The sequence below is a fragment of the Arthrobacter sp. efr-133-TYG-120 genome (genome assembly GCF_030209785.1).
In the GTDB taxonomy this organism is placed as follows: domain Bacteria; phylum Actinomycetota; class Actinomycetes; order Actinomycetales; family Micrococcaceae; genus Arthrobacter.
The window spans coordinates 36129-55755 of record NZ_JARVRI010000014.1; the positions used below are offsets into that span (position 1 = coordinate 36129).

The following is a 19627-nucleotide window of genomic DNA, read 5'->3' on the forward strand; positions in this document are numbered from 1 at the left end:
ATTGACACACAATCATAGACTTCAATAAAGTGATGAAACTTCGATATGCAAATTCTCGGCAGGATGTCGAGTGGCTGGAGCCCCGCATGCGCCAGTCAAAAGAAGGCTTTCACCTACACCCGTCAACCGGATCGAGTGCCAATTGAGTGAAACTACGACAGCCGAGTCCCGGACTCCAGTGAGGTCCCTGGGCGGACGTGCGTCGGGCTGGGCCAAGCAAGGCAGGGCCTGGGCGTACAAGCGATCAGGGGCGGTCCTTGCCGTCGTCGCCGCCGCCTTCATTGTGGGACTCCCGCTCGCGGCGATTTTTCTCCACCTTCCCCAAAACCCCCTCCAGCCGGACGTAGAATCCATGGCCCTGGCCCCCAACTCCGTTCATTGGTTCGGCACGGACGGCAACGGCATGGATGTGTTCTCCCGGACGATTGAATCGGCGAGGCTCGACCTTCCCATATCCCTCGCGGCGACGGCCATTGCCCTTGTCATCGGCGTTCCCTTGGGCCTCTTCGCTACCACCGGCGTGGCCGGCGAGGCGATCATGCGCGTAGTCGATGCCTTCGCCGCCCTCCCCATCATCGTGATAGCCGTGGTGTCCATCCAGCTCATGGGCGGCGGTGCCACCGATGTCATCCTCGCCATCGCCCTGGTTGCGGCTCCGCGCTTCGTACGCTTGTCCCGTGCGGCGGCGATTTCGCTCCGCTCATCGAGGTACGTCGAGGCGGCGGTGGCCATCGGATGCTCGCCCATCCGCGTGGCCTTCAACCACATCTTCAGGAACGCCTACGGTGTGATCCTCGTGCAGGCCACGCTGACCACTGCCGGCGCCCTGAGCACGATTGCCGCCTTGAACTTCCTCGGCGTCGGGGTCAAACCGCCCCAGCCAAGCTGGGGCGCGATGATCGACGACGGCGTGAGCATGCTCATCCGGGGCCAATGGTGGGCCGTGGCTTTTCCGGCGCTCGCCCTCCTCCTGGTCATCGGTTCTCTCAACATCATCGCCGGTGCCATTGAGGACAAGATGGAACGAGTGGAGCACACCCGATGAACAAGACCCTCCAAGTCCGGGAACTCGAAACCGAGTTCCACACTCCCCGGGGTGTGGTCCGGGCGCTGCATGGCGTCTCCTTTGAGGTGCAGGACAACGAGATTGTCGGGATCGTCGGTGAATCCGGCTCGGGCAAATCGACCGTGGTCCGCTCCATCACGAAGCTGTTGATGCCGCCGGGCAAGGTGTCTGCCGGCAACGTCAACTTCGCCGGCCGCAACCTCCTGGACCTGCCCGAGCGGGAAATGCGCCAAATCAGAGGCAAGGAGATCGGATTCATCGCCCAGAATCCGTTCAGCGCCTTGAACCCGGTGACCCGCATCGAAAAGCAGTTCGCCAATATCGCCAAGGCGCACGGAGTGAAGGTTGATGCCTCCGAGCGCAGCCGTGCACTACAGCTCTTGGAGTCGACGGGAGTCCGCGATCCGGAACGCGTGATGCGCGGTTACGCGCACGAACTCAGCGGCGGCATGGCCCAGCGCGTCGTCATCGCCATGGCGCTTTACCTCAACCCGCAGCTGGTGATCGCCGATGAGCCGACGACGGCGCTGGACCTCACCGTCCAGCGCCAGGTCCTGGACACCCTTCGCCGGCTGACGGTCGAGAGCGGCCGTTCGATGCTGATCGTGACCCATGACCTCGGGGTGGTGGCCTCCTACTGCAACCGCGTCCTTGTCATGTATCGCGGAAATATCGTGGAACAAGGACTCGTTGAGGACGTTTTTGTCCGTCCGCGGCATCCTTACACGATCTCCCTGCTCAACTCGGTGGTGCGTCCCGAAGATGAGACGCAATTCGTTCCAGGGGACGCCGAAGCTCCGGATACCGCGGAGCCGGAAGCGCCTAACCCCTCCACGGTCCAATTGTCCGAAGCCCGGAGGTCTTGAGAATGCCGCTCCTTGAACTCGTGGATGTCACGAAGATCTTCCGTACTCCCCATGGGGAAGCACGCGCCGTAGATGGAATCACGCTGTCCGTGGAAGCCGGCGAGACGCTCGGCGTCATCGGCGAAAGCGGTTCTGGCAAGTCGACCCTGGGCCGCTTGATCCTGAGGCTCGCCGAGCCGGATTCCGGATCCGTCGTTATCGAGGGGCAGGACGTGTTGGCCCTTGGCCGTGGCGAACTCCGCCGGAAGCGCCGCCATTGGCAGATCGTCTTCCAGGAACCCTTCGCGTCATTGAACCCGCGCCTGACGATCCGGCAGATCGTCGAGGAGCCGCTCATCGTCGCCCGGATGGGCGACCGTGCCGAGCGGCGGCTGCGCGTCCTGGCAACCTTGGAAGAGGTGGGCCTCTCGGCCGATTTCATGGACCGGCGCCCGGCGAACCTCAGCGGGGGACAGCAGCAGCGCGTGGGCATCGCACGCGCCCTGGTCACGAATCCCAGCCTGGTGGTCCTGGATGAGCCAACGTCCTCGTTGGACCTGACTATCCGCGCCTCTATCCTGCGCACCCTCGCGCGCCTCAGGGCTTCGCGCGGCCTCACGTACGTCTTCATTTCCCACGACATCGAAACGGTCCGGCACTTCTGTTCCACGGTGGCTGTCATGCACCGCGGAAAAATCGTCGAAACTGGTCCCACCCGAGATGTCTTGATGGCTCCGCAGCACCCTTATACCCAATCGCTGATTTCCGCCGCGTTGCCGGTAGTTCCCTATTCCGCCGTCGTTGGCTCTACGAATTCCCGGGGGCAGATTTCATGATCCGCTACATCATTTCGAGGCTCCTTGTTGCTGCCTTATTGCTGTGTGGCCTCATCACCCTCAGTTTTGGCCTCGTGTCCCTTCTTCCCGGCGACCCCGCGGTGGCCCTTCTGGGTGAATACGCAACCCCGGCAGACGTCGCCCGTATCCACGCGGAACTTGGCCTGGACCTGCCTTTCTGGGAACGCTACCTCGGGTACATGTCCAGGACCCTGAGCGGGGACCTTGGCCATTCCCTCTTCACGGGCAGTTCGGTGTCCAGCGAAATCCTGACCCGGCTCCCGAATACCTTGATCTATATGGTGCCGGGGCTCGCCTTGGCCCTCATCATCGGCATGGCGAGTGGAACGTTCGCGGCTTATCGCTACCGGCGTTTTGCCGATAAAGCCTTCACGTTCTGGATATCCATCCTCATGGCCATGCCGGAATTCGTGCTGGCCCTCGTGTTGCTGTTTGTCTTCTATCAACAACTGCGCATCGCGCCCGCACCGATCGGCATGCTCTCCAGTGCGCAGATCACTCCGCCGCGCGTCACGGGATCCATTCCCCTCGACGCCATAGTTGCCGGCCAATGGGGTACGTTTTCGTCAATCCTCGGCCGCGCTGTCCTTCCTATCGTGACGATGGGTTTGTTCTTTGCTGCCCCGTTTGGAAAGACGGTGCGCTCGGGACTCTTGCAGGTGCTCCAATCACCACAAATCGAGTTCGCGAGGGCCTGCGGACTGCGTCCCACCCAGGTCTTCCGATATGCCCTCAGTGACATCCGCGGGTCACTCATGACCTACTTGGTACTTCTCTTTGCCGCGTCCCTCAGCGGAGCGGCCATTGTGGAAAGTGTCTTTTCCTGGCCAGGAGTGGGTGGTTGGTCGCTCGACGGCGTACTCAAAGGCGATGTGCCCGTCATTCAAGGTTTTGTCCTCATCATGGGAACCACAAGCTTGCTCGGCTACGTCGTTCTCGACGCCTTGATCACCCTTCTGGACCCCCGTACGCGCAGCAAAGCCGTGGCAGGACGCCGTCAGAAGCGCCTGCGCGCAACGCCGGCAACCATCTCCTAAGAAGCCCTCAGCCGCCCCCGAGAAGTCTTGACAGACGTCTCCCGACTTCAATAGATTGAAGACATGTTCACTAAAGTTCATGAAGATAAAGTTATTGCCCTCGGTGGAACCATTCCGCTCGATGGCCGCGTGAGCTGGGTACCGGCCGGGGCAACCGGCTTCCAGCCGTCGAATTGCTATCTCCTCAGCGAAGGGTCCGGCCGACTGTTGGTCGACACCGGGCTCGCAGTCCACAGCCAGGAAATCCTCGATGACCTGGTTGAACTGCTCGACGACGACGGCCGGCTCTCCATGTTCTTCACGCGGAGCGAGATGGACTGCGTTTCGAACCTGGAACCCATTGCCGGGAAGTTCGACATCGAACGCCTCTTCACCGGCGGCGCCATCAACCCCTTCGATGCCTTCGATGACCTCAGCCGGCTTGCGCTCCGAGGACGCCGGCAGCAGATCGACCAGAAGGGAGAGGGCGGAGATTCCATGGCCCGCACCCCAGAGATCGAGGTGGCGCCGGGCCGTCACTTGACCATCGAGTCGCCGCTCCTGCGGCTCCTCCCGACCTTCTGGGGCTGGGACGCGAATACCGGAACCATCTTCACCTCCGACACCTTCACCCACGGCACCATGACGAGCCCGGACGGTTCCCGCATCATCGACTCGATCGCCCAGGACACCACCACGGCCAAGCAGGTCGCCGAGCACCTCTACGCGAAATACGAGTGGATCCCGCGGGCCACGTGCGAGCCGCTCCGGGAATGGCTCTCGGACAAGTTCGAGACCCTGGCCCCAGAGACCATCGCCCCTTCCCGCGGTTGCGTGATCCGCGGGCGCGAGCTCGTCCGCCGGCACCTTGATTTCATGCTCGCCGCGCTGACACCGGAAAAGGCATAGGAGAATCCCGATGGAAGAACTAGTAGAAACCATGAGCCGCGACCTTCCGCGCGAGGTAGCCGACGGCGTCACCTGGATGAGTTCGTGCCTGCCGTTCCACCTCCAGGACCGCGTTATCCACGGGCACACCTCCACGTACCTGGCACAAGGGACCGAGTCGTCCATCCTCATTGATACGGGCAACCCCTCCAGCTGGAACATCATTTCGGAAACCCTTGACGGATTGCTCGGGGACAAACCGCTGAGCTACGTCTTCCCGACGCATCCGGAGCTTCCGCACACGGGAAACCTTCCGCGCCTCGTGGAGAAGTACCCCGATATCAAGGTTGTCGGCGACATCCGGGACTACCACCTCTTCTACCCGCAGATCGTGCCCAACCTGCATGCCCGGGTTCCCGGGGACAAAGTGGATCTCGGCGGCGGGTATGAATTCGTGATCGTCGAGGCCATGATCAGGGACCTGCCAAATACCCAATGGGGCTTCGTACCGAAGTCGGGCGTGCTTTTCACGGCCGACGGTTTTTGCTACATGCACCGCCCGGAACTCGATGATGAGGATCCGGTGCACCTCCCCGGCGAATGTGGCCTGACAACAGATGAACTCTCGGCACCCATCGCGGTCGAGAACGCAGCCTTCTTTACCGGCAGCGCGTTGTACTGGGCCAGATTCGCCAACGACGCCGACCAGGTTTACGACCGGGTCGGCAAGCTGATGGATGACCTTGGGGTCAAGATCGTAGCGCCCACCCACGGCAACGTGATCACCAATATTCCGGAGGTGGCGCCCATCATCCGGGCCGGCCACAAGCACGCCTACCGTTACTAATCCACTGCCCACATCAGCAGCGCACTACTCGTAACACGTCCTTTCCCTCTGTACAGAAATTGGAACCAGGCTTATGAAGAATTCGCGTTTATTGCTCGGCTGGGTCGCAGCAGCGGCAGCTGTGTCGCTCACCGGATGCGGGGGAGCCACTCCCACCGCGGCGGTGGCCAAGCCGGAGTCGGTCGTCATTGCGGTCGGCGCCCTCCCGGACAGCCTCACCCCTGCCCCGTGGGGCGGCAGTGCATCACACGTTGTGCTCAGCGGACTCGGTTCCCAGTTGCTGGAGTACAAGACCGGCGCAACTGATGACCAATCATGCTCGACGCCGTCTACCGCGGTGACCGGCCGGCTCGCCGAAAGCGCGGTTGCCGCCCCGGACGGCAAGGGGGTCATCGTCAAGCTGCGGAAGCTGACGAGCCAGTTTGGAAACACCCTCTCGGCCGAGGACGTGAAATGGAGCCTCGCGATCGGGATGGTGCGGCAGCCCGTCATGAAGGGGACGCTCAAGAGCAGCGGATTCAATGTGGACAACCTCGTCACCGTGATCGATGACCGCACTGTTGAACTCAACACCCTCGGCATGACGTCATACACGCTCGAGTCACTGCAGAACAATCTCTTCTACATCCACGACAGCAAGGAAGCGAAACTTCACGTCACGCCGGATGACCCCACGGCCAACAAGTGGCTCTCGAAGAACCTGGCCGATTACAGCGGGTGGAAGCTCGAGGAGTTTACTCCCGGGACGTCCCTGACGGTGACCGCGGACCCGAACTGGGGAGGCGATCGAGGCTCGGTAAAGCGGGTTGTGGTCAAGGCCGTTCCCGACACCGCGACCCGGACCCAATTGGTGAAGACCGGCGAGGCCCAGATTGCCAACGGCTTCGAATATGACCAATACAGCTCCATGACCGGTGTCAGTGGGGTAAGTGTCCTCAAGTGCACCAGCCAGACACGCGACACCATGATGTTCAACACGAAGACCGGTCCGCTGGCAGACGAGAAGGTTCGCCAGGCAGTCTCCATGGCGATCGACCGGGCCGCCCTGGCCAAGGGTGCCTACGCCGGCCTCGCGGACCCGGCGGGCTCGATCTTTCCCGCGGTGAAGGATTCGCCCACCTACAAATATGACCCCGACGGGGCCAAGAAGCTGCTGGCACAGACCCAGTACGCGAACGGATTCCCCCTGACACTCAGCTACAGCGTGAGCCGCCCGGGTCCCGTCGCGAAGAGTTCAGCCGTCCTCATCCAATCCATGCTGGCAAAGGTGGGCATCACGGTGCAGCTGTTGAACGTTGCGAGCCCGACCGACTTCTCCTCGGCGCTCATCGACGGACGCTTCCAGGCCGTCCTGTACTCCGAGCCGATCGTCATCGCAGACCCCGCGTTCTACACCTACGCGTTCTACTCCACGGGAGCTCCGAGCAACAGCACCGGATGGTCCAATCCTGAATTCGATGCCGCCCGGACCCAGCTGGCCGCCACCCCGAGCACGAACACGGACCAGCGGACGGCCCTGCTCAAGAAGATGGCCGGACTGGTGGACCAGGGCGCCCCGATCCTCTCCCTGGTGGAGGTCCGGAACCTGATCGTCAAGCAAGACACCTTGACGGGTGCGGTACCGCTCACCAACGACCAGGTCTATTTCGCCGGTCTGGGCAAGTAGCAAATCCCAAGAAGCACATGGTTCTGGCCGGCGGGGCGACCGCCGGCCAGGACTCAACCGACCCCAGATCCGCTGTGACCCCGGATCCGCTTGAAGGAAGAAACCATGATTGAAATCTGTGGCAAACCCGTCCGCGACACCCTCGAGGAACTGCTCGATCCCGCCACTACTGCACTGGTTGTCATCGACATGCAGGTGGGAGCTGTTTCGCACGGTGGCGCAATTGGGGATTCCGGGCATGACATGAGCATGATGCCGTCCGTCGTCGAAAAATGCGGGCGGGCCATCACCGCGGCCCGTGCCAATGGGGTGCCGATTTTCCACATTCGTGTCGAGAACCTTCCCGACGGCGCAAGCTCGCCGGCGGCCTGGCTGCGTGCCCTCTATACCGCTGCGAACGGCCGCCCCATTGACCTCGGCAAGCTCAGTGCCAAAGGCGACCCCGCGACGGAATTCTGCGAACCCTGCATGCCCGAAGACGGGGAAGTCGTGATCACCAAGCGACGTCCCAGCGCTTTCATCGCCACCGAACTCGCCTTGCTGCTGCGCAGCCAGGGGATTGAGTCGGTGGCGCTCGTGGGCGTTTCCACCGGTGGCTGCGTCGAAGCGACTCTGCGCGACGCCGTGCACAACGACTTCTATGCCGTGCTGCTCGAGGATGCGGTGGGAGCCTACGACACGGTGGTGCACGACGCCGCGTTGACCGTCATGCGGGCCCGGCACGACGTCTGCACCCTCGACGAAGCCATTGCTGTCTGGGAGACAGCCAGCGCCTCCTGAACCATCCGGATCCAAGGGAAGGAGTGAAAATGGGCGGTTTGCTGAGCGGCCGGATCTACCGGCTCGGCGGGGACATCGAACTGGATGAGCGCGTGAGCTGGTGCCCGCCTGGCGTACAGCGTGCGCAAGCGGTGAACTGCTACTTGATCAAGGGGCCGTCCGGTTCAGTGCTGGTGGACACCGGGATTCGCCTTCACCAGGAAGGCATCATCGAACAGCTCGACCGGCTGCTGTCACCCGGAGAGCCACTATCCATTGTCCTCACCAGGACAGAAATGGAATGCTGCCTCAACATCCCGGCCATCGAGGAACACTTTGCGGTTGGCGCGGTCTGGTACACGGGCGGAATCACCGTGCCCCGTTCGAAGGCCGAATCCAAGCGGATTGCCGTGGATCCGGAGACGTCGATCCGCGTAGAAGTGCAGGACGGCGTCGTCGTCGAACTCGTGTCGCCGCTCCTCCGGCTCCTGCCGACCCTCTGGGTGTTCGATCCGGAATCGGGCGCGCTGCTGACCTCGGATGCGTTCACGCACGGCGGGAGTGCCAAGCCGGAGACCCGCGAGGGGCTCCGGAAATTCCGCTGGTTCACAGGGGCAGATACCGGGCCGATCGCCAGGAACGTTGCCGACATCTTCCGGGACCGCGATGTCCGCGCCGTCGGGCCCGGCTACGGGACACCCTTTGTGGGCAGGGACCTGTGCCTTGAGCAGGCACAGCAGCTGGCGCGGGCAATCGAGGAAGTCGGGATCCAGAGAGTGAGAGTCCAGTGAAGCACGACGCAGTCGAACTCCGATGGCTTGCCGACGGAACCTATTGGCTGGGTGGCTGCCTGTCGGCCAACGCCCAGGGGCAGGAAGTCCACTATCACGTCTCCTCCTACCTGGTGGTGGGCTCCAAAGCGACGCTCTTGGTGGACACGGGGGATCCGGCTCACCGCGCCCTCCTTCTCGCCCAGCTTGAATTGGTTCTCGGTGAACGTCCCCTGGATTATGTGTTCCCGACCCATCCCGAGATCCCGCACGCCGGCAACCTGCCTGCCCTGCTGGACAAGTATCCCGGGGCGCTCGTAGTGGGGGATGTCCGTGACTACCACCTGCATTTCCCCGAATACCGCTCCAGGTTCCGGACACAGGCGGCCGGAAGCCGGATCGATCTTGGCAATCGGGAGTTCCGCTTCCTGCCGGCCTTCATCCGGGACCTGGAGAACACTCTCTGGGGCCACGACGACGGCGCCCGGATGATGTTCGTTTCGGACGGCTTCTCCTTTATCCACGATGTCCCCGCAGCGCGCGGAGACGGGGAAGCAGAGGACGATGACGAACCGGTCCACCTTCCCGGCCAATGCCGCCTGTTGTCGGGCGAGATGCCGGAACCTCCCACCGTGGACCAAGCGGCGTATGGCACCGGGAGGGCTCTCTACTGGACGAAGTTCGTGGATGTCAGTGATGCCTTCGAGGCGATCGAAGCGGTACTGGACACGCTTCCCACGAAACTGATCGGCCCGGCCCACGGCAACGTGATCGACGACGTCGACGGAATGCTCAGGATGTCACTGGCCGCGCACAGGAAGGTCTACGCGGAAGGCTGCTGATTGTATAGTGAAGTTCAGTTCAATATAATGAATTCTAGAATTCGACGCTTCGATTGATAGCGACGAACGGCAAGGAGTGAGTCAATGCGAGACCTCATTGGATACGGGGAAAACCCCCCGGTCGTGACGTGGCCGAATGGTGCCAAGGTGGCCATCTCCATGGTCATCAACTACGAGGAAGGCGCGGAGAGCTCTATAGAAGCCGGTGATGAAAGCGATGAAGACGTCACGATTTTCGGTGGATGGTCTTCGGACCCGGGCCGGCGGAGCCTGATGAAGGAATCCTTCTTCGAGTACGGCAGCAGGGTAGGCATCTGGCGCTTTCTGGCTTTGCTCCGGGACTTCAACGTGCCCGCGACATTCATGGCGTGCGGCGTAGCCCTGGAACGAAACCCGGAGGCCGCCCAGGCGATCGTGCGCGATGGACACGAGATTTGCGCGCACGGCTACAAATGGCGGGGGACCGTTGGAATGACTCCGGCCGAGGAACTGGCCGAAATCCGGGCCTGCGTCGCGGCGATCGAGGGAGTCTCGGGTGTCCGGCCGGTGGGTTGGTACGTCCGCGAAGGAATCACGGAGAACACCCGTGCGATCCTCAAGGACGAGGGCTTTCTCTATGACTCCAATTCCTACGCGGATGACCTGCCGTATTTTGTCTCCGCCGGGGAATCCCGCCACCTTGTGGTCCCTTACTCAGGCGACACGAACGACGCGAGGTTTTGGGGTCCCGGAAGCCTCGGGACAGCGGATGACTTCTTCAATGTACTGAAGGACAGCCTCGACTGCCTTCTGATCGAAGGGGAAACCGTGCCCAGGATGATGTCCGTGGGAGTGCACTTGCGCATCGGGGGGCGGCCCAGCGTGGCCTTGGGCGTCAGGCGCTTCCTGGAGTATGCCCGTGCCCGGAACGACGTTTGGTTCGCCACTAGGGAGGAAATTGCCCGGTGGTGGATCGCCAACCCGCCTGCCGCCGGTCAGCTCCAACCAGCGTACGAAGGCCGCGCGTGACGACGTCGATGCCGGGAGGACGGACTCCAATGGCCACTGACATTTCGCGCTTGGTCCACAACGTGGACGAGCAAGGCTTCACGGCGTTGGAGAAGACGGGATTTCGCGGACAAAGGGACCAGGGGCTCGTCTCTACGCTCATCTCGCGTGACCTGAGCGGCTCCGACGACCTCTGCGTCAGTTGGGGCAGGATCCTCCCCGGGCAACATCACCTGTGCCATCACCACCCCGATGCCTCCGAGTTCTACGTGGTCATCTCGGGCGAGCCCCTCGTCCATCTGGGCGACACCGAGTACCGGGCCAAGCCTGGCGATGGCATCTACATTCCCCGCGGCACCACCCATGGCATAACCAACGACGGCGACGACGACGTCAACCTTGTTGTCGGCGTCAGCAAGCCCGCCGACTGGCAGTTCGTGGCGGACGAGTGATGGCGGCGTCGCTGGTCCGGCAGGTCGGACTCATCACGGCCGAGCCGACGCCCACGCTGTTGTCCGTGGTTGCCTACCGAAACCTGGATTTCGTGGTCCTCGACGCAGAGCAGACAACATTGACCTTGCAGCAATGCGCGGATGCGGTCCAGCGACTGTCGGGCGCCAACACCCGGGTGGCCGTCCGTGTCCCCGACCTCGACGACATGACCTTGGTGGCGTTCGCGAACACGGGCGTGGACGAGATTGTGCTCCCCAGGGTGCGGCATCCGAAGGAACTTGAAAGGGCCTATCGGGCGACGAGGTTCAGCCCTCATGGGTTCCGGCCGAAACAGGCTTCGTTCGCCTCGGCGTTTGGTGCGGACTATTCGCTGGAGCCCCGGCTGACGGTCCTTTTTGAGACGGTGGAAGCCGTCGACGCCGTCGAAGACTTCGTCGCGTTGGAGTGTTTCGACGGCGGCTGGGTTGGCCCCACGGACCTGGCCGGCGAACTGATGAAACAGGGGAGGCCCGGGGCGGTCGCTCTTGAGGAGTCTGTCCAGCGCGTCGTCGACGTCCTCGGCGCCGCCGGCCAAAGCGTGGGCCTTCCTGCCGCGGACATTGCCAGTGCCGGCGATGTCCACGCCCGGGGCGCCGATCGCGCCGCGGTGTACTGGGAGCGTGAGCTCGCCTCGATGATCGCGCAGCTGGCTGATGCCGTCGCTCCGGAGACCCGGGTGACGAGGTGTGACTCCCTGTGAAAATGAACCGCGTGGTTCTTCTGCAGCGATGCCGATGCTGGCATGCTGTGACGATGAAGAAGGGCTCGACGCCGGAGGATCCAGGCAGGATTCTTCGTTTAGTTGACGAGTCTTCGATATACTGATGAGTGCTGGAACACTGAGGAGCCGTATTGGGAAGCACGGAAGTTGTTAAAGTCGACGACGATGACACTCTGCACCGCAACCTGTGGATCACCCACTTGGGGGCCATGCTCAAGGAACAGCGTGCGGGGCGATTCACAGTCGAGGAATTGGCGGACCGGGCCGGCGTCAGCGCCGGACTGATCAGCCAGATCGAGCGCGGCATCGGTAATCCGTCATTCGCCACGCTCCTTCGCCTCGCCAATTCCCTCGGTGTGCCGTTGGCGAGCATGTTTACCGACCCCAGCGAGACGCAGAACCACATGCTGGTGCGCCGGGCCGATCGCCGCCGCATCGAGATTCCTTCGCAGGGAATCGTCATGGAACTGATCGTGCCGGATGCGGACCGGAAGCTTGGCGTCATCAACATGACCATCCCCGCGCATTTCGACGGCGCGGAGGTTCCGCATTCGCACGAGGGTGAGGAGTGCGTCGTGGTCCAGACCGGCACGCTCGTGGCGAGTGTTGGCGGGCAGGAGTTCACCTTGGGCGAGGGCGACAGCCTGACCTATGATGCCACGCTGCCGCACTGGTGGAGCAACCTCACGGACACCGCGGCCGTCATGGTGGCGATCTCGACGCCGCCGTCGCTGGGCAAATCGCATTGATCAGCCGGCCGCCCGGCCCGTCGTCCCGTTTGGGAATGCTCGTGCCGTCGTCGAACTCGAACGCGGAGTCCCTGACAGCCGACATCCTGGCCGGATCGCCCGACGTCGGCGTCCACTACAGCCGCTTCCGGCTCCCGGCGGACCTCGATGACCGCATCGATGCGACGGTTCTCGGCGACGCGCCGTCACTGCTCAGCGATGCTGAGCTGGATGCCATCGCGTTCCATGGAACGTCGGGATCCTGGACCGGCCTCGAAGGCGACCGGGCACTCGCCGAATCATTGACGCAGGCCACCGGCGCGCCAGCCACCACGGCGTCCCTCGCGCTCGTGGCCGCCCTGGAAGCGCTCGACGCCGGCCGGGTCGCCGTCGTTTTTCCCGGCCCCGCGGGCATCGTGGCACTCATTGAACGTGAGTACGCAGCCAGCGGCCTGGAAGTAGTCCGTTCCTCGGTGCCCGCGACGTCGATGTCCAATCCGGAGATCTCGCGGATGTCCAGCACCGAAATCGGAGCGCTCATGCAGCCCGCCTTTGGTTCCGATGGTTCCGACGTCGACGCGGTGGTCTGCATCGGGACGAACCTTCGCTCCGCCTATCTTGCGGCCGGCTTCGAATCCGAATTCGGCGTGCCCGTGGTCGACAGCGCAACAGCCACGCTGTGGCATCTCCTCCGGCTGGCCGGAACTGCGCGCCCGATCCCTGGTTGGGGCGCGCTGCTCGCTAGGGCCTAGGGCTCGTCTTCAGCAGCCAGGCCTGGATGATCTGCGATCGCGTCGCAATCCACGCTTGGTTTTTGCCCGCGTGGGACAAGAACGCATCCAGGGCGGCGGCGTAGGCAGGCCGGCCAATGAGGCGCGGGTGCAAGCCCACGTTCATGACGGACGGGCCGTGCCGGCTGTCAGTGAGCATCATGTCGAGCGTGCCGCACAAGTGGCGCGCGAACGCGGTGGCCGTGGGGAACTGCCTGAAGAGGCCCGAGTCGTTGGTGTCACCGGCGTAGGGCAGCACGGGCAACCCTGTTCCGTCCTTCCCCGCCTTGTCCATCCCGGTTCCGGAGTGCGGCAAGTCATCGTTGAAGCTATTGGACTCGTACATGAATCCAGCGGCGGCGAGAATGTCCCGCGTGCCAGGGTTGAGTCCGTCGCGGGAGTACCAGCTGGTCGGCGGAACGCCGGTGCTCCGGGCGATGGAGTCGCGGGAAGCGGTAATGAGCGCGCGCTCCTCCTCGGGAGCGAGCCCGGCGTGGGTATCCCAGTTGTAACCGTGGTCGGCAATTTCGTGGCCGTCCCTGACGAGCGCAGCAGCGATCTGCGGGTTTTGCTCAAGCGCCGTGGCGCAGCAGAAAGCCGTTGCCCTCGCGTCGTGGCGCCTCAGAATGCGCAACACGCGCCAGATGCCTGCCCGTGATCCGTATTCGAAAGCGGATTCCAGCGTGAGGTTCCGGACCGTGGGGTGGGCGGGGTGCTTGATCCAGTGGGCTCCAAGATCGTCCGCTGGGCCCCCGCGGGCGATGCTGCGCTCCGCTCCATCTTCGACATTGATCACCAGGGACACGGCAACGCGTGCATCCCCAGGCCAGCGGAACTCCGGTGGATGCTCGCCGTAGCCCACGAAATCCCGGGAGGTGGAGGGGACTGGCACTGTGGAATCTCCTCTGCGCTTTTTCTCTGTGGTTATAGTGAAGATACTTCGATATCATGAACGTAATCGATAGGGAGTCGAATGTCTACGCTCATCCACGGTGGCACCGTAGTGCCAGGCACAGGCACTACGGTGCTCGAAACGGGAGCAGTGATCCTGCGCCGCGGTCGCGTCGCCGACGTTCTCGAGCGTTGGGATCGCGATCAAGCGTTCGACGGCGAGATGATCGATGCGGGCGGATGCGTCGTGATGCCTGGTCTCATCAATAGCCACGTCCACGGCGTGACTCCCGGGCCACTCATGCCCAGCGGCGCCCCTGCGCTGCCCGACGACGAGTGGCTGGCGAATCTTGACCGCCACCTTCTTGCGGGAACCACCACAGTGCTGAACCTTTGCGGTTTCTGCACCATGGACCATGTCCGGGAAGCCGACAGCCGCCATGCGGTCCATGTCCGCGGAGCAACGACGTATTTGCCCGAGGCTGAGCGGGCCGCACGACTGGCTGACGGCAGGGGACTGCCCGCCCAGGCCGGCCAGAGCACGGTGGAGAAGATGCTCGACGACGGTGCGATCGCGATCGGCGAGCTCGGCGGCGGACAAACCCTCGGCGGGGGAGGGCAGGACCTGAGCTATATCCCCCGCGCCATCGAAAAGGCGAGCGGCGTGCGCGTGCACTCGGCGCAGGCCCGGCGGATGAAGGAAGCCGTCCTTGGCCGCTTCATCGATCCCGAGGCTTGCGACATGGCCGAACTGCGCGCCGCGGCCGCCGATGCCGGCTTGGAAGGACACATCGGCCTCGTCGAATTGCGGAATATCATCGCGGATTCCGTGTTGCCTTCCATCGAGCCAGCACTCAACGGCATCCGGGAGGGCGTCCAGGCCGCGGCTCGGTTCGGCGTCCCGGCGATTGTGCACAGTGCAGCCGCGACAGCCCGGGTCATGCGCGAACTCATGGACGGGGCACCACGGGCCACGGCAGGCGGGTCGAAGGCGAGTGTCATTGCCTCGCACGCCAACCACCCCTCGCACACCCCCGCGGAGGCGCTTGCGCTGGCCAAGCTCGGCAGGGACCATGGTTGGCCGGCCGAAGTCTCGGTTTTCGACCTCCTGCACCGCAAACAGACCGTGACCACGCGGGAGCACTGGGATGTTCTGCTGCAGGAGCCCGGGCTGGTAGATGTCCTCGCCACGGACTACGGCCACGAGGGCCACCACGATGAATTGATCTCGGCCGTGCAGGATGTGGCCGAGCATGGCTACAGAACCTTGGCCGGAGCAGTGGCCATGGCGACGTCCGCTGTGACCGGGTTGATTCCGGGGATTGCGCCGAACGGCGGGCGGATTGAAACGGGACGGGATGCCGACGTCGTCGTCGCCAGCGCCGAAGACTTCCGCGACGTACGGTTCGTCTTCGTCGGCGGCGTCTGCGTGGTGCGGGACGGTCGGCTGACTCCGGCGGCGCACCGGTGAACGGGCTCTTGACTCCAGAGCAGTCCGCGCGACTCATCGAGCTGGTTGGCGAGGCCATCCAGCGGGAGGACGCGGCCGCCGTCGAACGCTCATTCAATGACTTTCAGCGCGGCATGGCCGCGTTGAGGGCCGATTTCGACCCCCGACGTTTGCCGGAAGCCCGGGGAGGTGGCGCGAATGACTGAAGCATGGGAACTGGGAATCACGGAGGCGTCCGGGCTCCTGCGCCGCGGCGAACTTTCGGCGGCCGAACTCGTGGAATCCGTCATCGGGCGGCTCGAGGCCACCGAAGATTCAGTGCATGCGTGGGTCCACGTCGACCGGCTAGGCGCCCGAAACGCGGCCCGCGCCGCGGACAATAGCGCGGCGCGCGGAGAGTTTCTCGGACCGCTCCACGGGATTCCGCTTGGCGTGAAGGACGTCATCGACGTGCGCGGGATGCCGGCTGAAGGCGGCTCCCTGGCGCTCAGGGGCCGAGTTGCTTCCGACGACGCCGGTGTGGTGAGGCACTTGCGGCGGAACGGGGCAGTGATCCTGGGCAAGACGGTGACCCATGAGTTCGCCTTCGGACAAGGGACCCCGCCGTCGAAAAATCCCTGGGGGGCGGAGCGCTACGCCGGCGGGTCCAGCATCGGTTCGGGAGTGGCCGTGGCCGTCGGGAGCGCACCGGGCGCCCTGGGCACGGATACCGGTGGATCCGTGCGGAATCCGGCGTCGGTGAACGGGCTGGTGGGCCTCAAAGCCACGGCCGGACTGGTGGACGGTTCGGGCGTTCTCAACGTCAGCCATACTCTTGACCACATCGGTCCGATCACTCGAAACGTGTCGGATTGTGCGGTGCTGCTCCAAGGCATGCTGGAGCCCGCGACGGCGGCACGCCTTCAGGAGATGGTGCTCCCCGAGGCGATGCCGGCCCCGACCCGGGTGGCGGTGGATCGTGGCGCCTGGGCCGAGTGGGAGGTCGCTCCGGAAGTGGCCGCGGTCCTTGAACAGGCTCTGATGGTTTTGCAAGGACTAGGGGTGGAGCTTGTTGAGGTGTCCCTCCCGGAACTGAAGATGGCCCTGCCGGCGAGCTTGGCGATTTCGCTGTCCGAATCGGTTGAACACCATCGCGAACTATTGGCCAGCAGCGCTGACAAGTATCTCCGCGGAACCCGCGTGATGATCGAAACCGGCGCCTTGGTGCCGCGCGAGGACGTCCAGTTGGCGCATCAAGTGCGCTCGTCTCTTCGCGCCTCCCTGCGGACTGCCATGGACAACGCAGGAGTCCAGGCTTTGGTGTCCCCGACGCTGCCGTCCATCGCGCCGATCGAAGCTGACATGTCCCATTCGCTCACCGGCTCAACGGGGAAGGATTCCCTCTCCAGCGCGCTCATGATGCTCTCGCCGGCCAACCTCACCGGAATGCCCGGACTCAGCATCCCGTGCGGATTTGCCGGAGGACAGCCGGTGGGGATGCATTTCCTGGGACGGGAATTCGCGGAGGCGGATCTCTTGGGCATCGCGCACGTCTATGAGAAACATACCTCGTGGCATGCCAAGGTGCCGGTGCGCCGCTGAGCCGTAGTAGCCGTGAACTTTGTCACATAAGCTACTAGGAGAGTAGGAAGAGGTTGGCAGTGCATCCAGAGTCGCGTGGCTTGCGATTTTTCGGCGCGCGCTGGAAGGCCCGGCCCCTTGCCTCCCAGATTCTGGTGTGGTTGCTCTGCATCCTCTTTGTGACAGTCACTCTGGGCGCGCTTCTTTACACCCAGATCAGCAACCAGACCCTCGAAGACCAGTACAGGCTCCGGGCGCTGGGAATCGCCACGACGGTGGCGCAAATGCCGGAAATCGTGACGTCGCTGGGGGACGGAGATCCCACGCACTCGATTCAGGCGATCGCGAGCAAGGTCCAGTCCCAGGCACAGCCGGACTACGTCGTGGTCACCGATCGGAAAGGTGTCCGGTACTCCCACCCGAATCCAAACCTCATCGGGCAGACCCTGGAAGAACCCGTCGCGGTCCTTGACGGGCAGACCCACGTCGGAATAGACAAAGGCAGCCTTGGCGACTCAGTCAACGCCAAGGCGCCGGTGCGCGCGGCGGACGGGACCGTCGTCGGGCAGGTCTCGGTGGGAATCCTGGAGACCACGGAAAGCAGCGAACTCACCAAGCAGGTGTTGCTGATCGCCGGCTATTCAGCCGTGGTGCTCGTGATCAGTGCCATGGGTTCGGCCCTTCTGGCGCGCCGAATCAAGCGGGTCACCTTCGATCTCGAACCGGTGGAGATTGCGTCCCTCCTGCAAGAGCGCGAAGCCTTGCTGCACGGCATCCGCGAGGCGATGATCGGCTTCGACGACGACGGCCGGGTCACCGTCATCAACTCCGAGGCACGCTCCCTGCTACATCTGGAAGAAAACGTGCTGGGAGAGAAGATCGAGGATCTTCTGCCGCCCGGACGGCTTCGTTCCCTCCTGACGGGTGAGATCAGCGGAACCGACCAGATCGTGATCACTGAGGACGCCTTGCTGGTGGTGAACCGGATGTCCGTTGCCTTGGCTGGAAGGAGCATAGGCTCGGTGGTCACATTGCGTGACCGTACCGAGGTTGAGGGCCTCGTCCGCGACCTTCGCTCGGTCGAAGGCCTGATGGAAGCTTTGCGCGCACAGGAGCATGAGTACGCCAACCGTCTCCACGTGGTGGATGGACTCCTGGAGCTTGGAGATGTGGACCAGGCGCGGAATTTCGTATCGCGGATTTCGGACACCTCGCGCTCACTTGGCGAAGGACTGCGCTCGCGGATCGAGCCGCCGGAGCTCGCGGCGCTGCTGCTCGCGAAAATCACCGTGGCTGCCGAGCAGGATGTGGAAATATCGGTGACTGACGACTCGCAACTGCGCCAACCGTTCCTTGAAACGCAAGCACTGCTGACGATCGTAGGGAACCTCCTGGACAACGCCGTCGAGATCCTCGCGGAGCAACCCACACCCCGTGAGGTGACCATCCAACTGGACGACTCCTCGGGCATTTTCATTTGCGTGACCGACAATGGCCCCGGTGTTCCTGCAGAATTGGTGGGCACGATCACCGCGGACGGTTTCACCACCAAAGAACCGCGGCCGGGAATGCGCCGCGGGATAGGCCTTGCGTTGGTGAGCCGGATCGTTCACCGTGCGGGAGGAACCATGGATGTTTTCCCCGGACCCGGGGGACGCTTTGAAATCTGGTTACCGGAACCGCGTTTGGAATCCGAAACCCCGGCCATGACAGGAAAATCGATCGAATGATCCGCACCTTGGTGGTCGACGACGACTTCCGCGTAGCGCGCATCCACGCCAGCCGCGTAGCCAAAATCGAGGGATACGAATGCGTCGGCGAGGCACACACCGCGGCGGAGGCCAGGGAAGCCGTGCAGCGGCTCAAACCGGACCTTCTTCTGCTGGATGTCTACCTCCCCGATGAAGACGGCATCAGTTTACTGCGGTCCCTTCAGGGGGCCGGCGAAAAGCTCGACGCCGTCATGATCACCGCCGCCCGGGACCTTGAGACCGTGCGGGCCGCCATGCGCGGGGGAGCGGTGTACTATCTCGTCAAACCGTTCGGCTTCGAGCAGCTGCAAACCCAACTCGAGGCCTATCGGCGCTGGCGGCAGGAAGCGGAGTCCCGGACCGTGGCCGACCAGGCGACCGTGGACCAGCTCTTCAGCCTGCGCCGGACGGCTCCCCCTGCGAAAGCACCCCGGCGCCTGCCGCCCACCATGCAAAAAGTCCTCGACATGGTGGTTCACTCCACGGAGCCTTTGGGTGCCTCGGAGATTGCCGGCAGCGTCGGCATCAGCCGCCCGACGGCCCAGCGCTATCTCAGCGAACTCGAACGCAAAGGACTAGTTGACCTGCATTTGGCTTACGGTTCGACCGGCCGCCCGGTCAACACGTATCTGCCGCGCAAGGGGTGAGGACCGGCGGCGGGATATGCTGCAGACGCGGAGCACGCTCCGCTGAGCCGGCGTCCAGCGCCGTTGTGGGGATT

21 protein-coding genes are annotated in these 19627 nt (G+C 63.6%); 20 read left to right on the forward strand and 1 reads right to left on the reverse strand.

Annotated features, from left to right (window positions below):
• Nucleotides 1-142 precede the first annotated feature (142 nt).
• The 15 genes from QRN51_RS08380 (at nucleotide 143) to QRN51_RS08450 (ending at nucleotide 13236) form a co-directional block, all read left to right on the forward strand.
• Nucleotides 143-1045 (forward strand): ABC transporter permease, encoded by a 903-nt coding sequence (locus QRN51_RS08380; RefSeq protein WP_148667466.1) that lies wholly within the window; start codon nucleotides 143-145, stop codon nucleotides 1043-1045.
• A complete protein-coding gene (locus QRN51_RS08385; RefSeq protein ID WP_284989434.1) occupies nucleotides 1042-1932 on the forward strand; it encodes an ABC transporter ATP-binding protein in 891 nt (296 codons plus the stop codon). Before QRN51_RS08380 ends, QRN51_RS08385 begins: the two co-directional genes overlap by 4 nt.
• A 2-nt stretch (nucleotides 1933-1934) precedes the next feature.
• The gene (locus QRN51_RS08390) at nucleotides 1935-2747 is read left to right on the forward strand and encodes an ATP-binding cassette domain-containing protein (protein ID WP_284989435.1); all 813 of its coding nucleotides are present in this window, start codon (nucleotides 1935-1937) and stop codon (nucleotides 2745-2747) included.
• Nucleotides 2744-3805, forward strand: coding sequence for an ABC transporter permease (locus QRN51_RS08395; protein ID WP_284989436.1), 1062 nt, complete (start codon nucleotides 2744-2746; stop codon nucleotides 3803-3805). Before QRN51_RS08390 ends, QRN51_RS08395 begins: the two co-directional genes overlap by 4 nt.
• Before the next feature lie 63 nt (nucleotides 3806-3868).
• Nucleotides 3869-4693, forward strand: a complete 825-nt coding sequence (locus QRN51_RS08400) for an MBL fold metallo-hydrolase (RefSeq protein ID WP_059388287.1) — start codon at nucleotides 3869-3871, stop codon at nucleotides 4691-4693.
• Between the two features lie 10 nt (nucleotides 4694-4703).
• Entirely contained in the window at nucleotides 4704-5519 is an 816-nt protein-coding gene (locus QRN51_RS08405) for an MBL fold metallo-hydrolase (protein ID WP_269994770.1), read from the forward strand.
• 73 nt (nucleotides 5520-5592) lie between these two features.
• Nucleotides 5593-7185, forward strand: coding sequence for an ABC transporter substrate-binding protein (locus tag QRN51_RS08410; protein WP_284989437.1), 1593 nt, complete (start codon nucleotides 5593-5595; stop codon nucleotides 7183-7185).
• 105 nt (nucleotides 7186-7290) lie between these two features.
• Entirely contained in the window at nucleotides 7291-7965 is a 675-nt protein-coding gene (locus tag QRN51_RS08415) for a cysteine hydrolase family protein (protein WP_284989439.1), read from the forward strand.
• Nucleotides 7966-7994: 29 nt separating this feature from the next.
• Nucleotides 7995-8735: an MBL fold metallo-hydrolase gene (locus QRN51_RS08420; protein WP_284989440.1), complete on the forward strand. Its 741-nt coding sequence runs from the start codon at nucleotides 7995-7997 to the stop codon at nucleotides 8733-8735.
• On the forward strand, nucleotides 8732-9556 hold the full coding sequence (locus QRN51_RS08425) for an MBL fold metallo-hydrolase (RefSeq protein WP_284989441.1): 825 nt from the start codon (nucleotides 8732-8734) through the stop codon (nucleotides 9554-9556). The genes QRN51_RS08420 and QRN51_RS08425 overlap by 4 nt, the downstream gene beginning before the upstream one ends.
• Before the next feature lie 84 nt (nucleotides 9557-9640).
• Nucleotides 9641-10564: a polysaccharide deacetylase family protein gene (locus QRN51_RS08430; protein WP_284989442.1), complete on the forward strand. Its 924-nt coding sequence runs from the start codon at nucleotides 9641-9643 to the stop codon at nucleotides 10562-10564.
• Between the two features lie 29 nt (nucleotides 10565-10593).
• A complete protein-coding gene (locus QRN51_RS08435) occupies nucleotides 10594-10995 on the forward strand; it encodes a cupin domain-containing protein (protein ID WP_284989443.1) in 402 nt (133 codons plus the stop codon).
• A complete protein-coding gene (locus QRN51_RS08440) occupies nucleotides 10995-11735 on the forward strand; it encodes an aldolase/citrate lyase family protein (RefSeq protein ID WP_284989444.1) in 741 nt (246 codons plus the stop codon). The genes QRN51_RS08435 and QRN51_RS08440 overlap by 1 nt, the downstream gene beginning before the upstream one ends.
• Nucleotides 11736-11887: 152 nt before the next feature.
• Nucleotides 11888-12505: a helix-turn-helix domain-containing protein gene (locus QRN51_RS08445; protein ID WP_059388278.1), complete on the forward strand. Its 618-nt coding sequence runs from the start codon at nucleotides 11888-11890 to the stop codon at nucleotides 12503-12505.
• A gap of 41 nt (nucleotides 12506-12546) precedes the next feature.
• Nucleotides 12547-13236 carry a maleate cis-trans isomerase family protein gene (locus tag QRN51_RS08450; protein WP_284989445.1) on the forward strand — a complete coding sequence of 230 codons (690 nt, stop codon included), beginning with the start codon at nucleotides 12547-12549 and terminating at the stop codon, nucleotides 13234-13236.
• Here the strand turns inward: QRN51_RS08450 and QRN51_RS08455 are convergent.
• Entirely contained in the window at nucleotides 13226-14146 is a 921-nt protein-coding gene (locus QRN51_RS08455) for a polysaccharide deacetylase family protein (protein ID WP_284989446.1), read from the reverse strand. The genes QRN51_RS08450 and QRN51_RS08455 overlap by 11 nt on opposite strands.
• Nucleotides 14147-14227: 81 nt before the next feature.
• Between QRN51_RS08455 and QRN51_RS08460 the strand changes: the two genes are divergently transcribed.
• From QRN51_RS08460 to QRN51_RS08480, 5 genes are all read left to right on the forward strand, one after another.
• Entirely contained in the window at nucleotides 14228-15616 is a 1389-nt protein-coding gene (locus QRN51_RS08460; RefSeq protein WP_284989447.1) for an amidohydrolase family protein, read from the forward strand.
• A gap of 8 nt (nucleotides 15617-15624) precedes the next feature.
• A complete protein-coding gene (locus QRN51_RS08465; RefSeq protein ID WP_284989448.1) occupies nucleotides 15625-15801 on the forward strand; it encodes a hypothetical protein in 177 nt (58 codons plus the stop codon).
• Nucleotides 15794-17176 (forward strand): amidase, encoded by a 1383-nt coding sequence (locus tag QRN51_RS08470; RefSeq protein ID WP_284989450.1) that lies wholly within the window; start codon nucleotides 15794-15796, stop codon nucleotides 17174-17176. The genes QRN51_RS08465 and QRN51_RS08470 overlap by 8 nt, the downstream gene beginning before the upstream one ends.
• An 80-nt stretch (nucleotides 17177-17256) precedes the next feature.
• On the forward strand, nucleotides 17257-18885 hold the full coding sequence (locus tag QRN51_RS08475) for an ATP-binding protein (RefSeq protein WP_284989451.1): 1629 nt from the start codon (nucleotides 17257-17259) through the stop codon (nucleotides 18883-18885).
• Entirely contained in the window at nucleotides 18882-19553 is a 672-nt protein-coding gene (locus tag QRN51_RS08480; protein WP_059388273.1) for a response regulator, read from the forward strand. Before QRN51_RS08475 ends, QRN51_RS08480 begins: the two co-directional genes overlap by 4 nt.
• Nucleotides 19554-19627 lie beyond the last annotated feature (74 nt).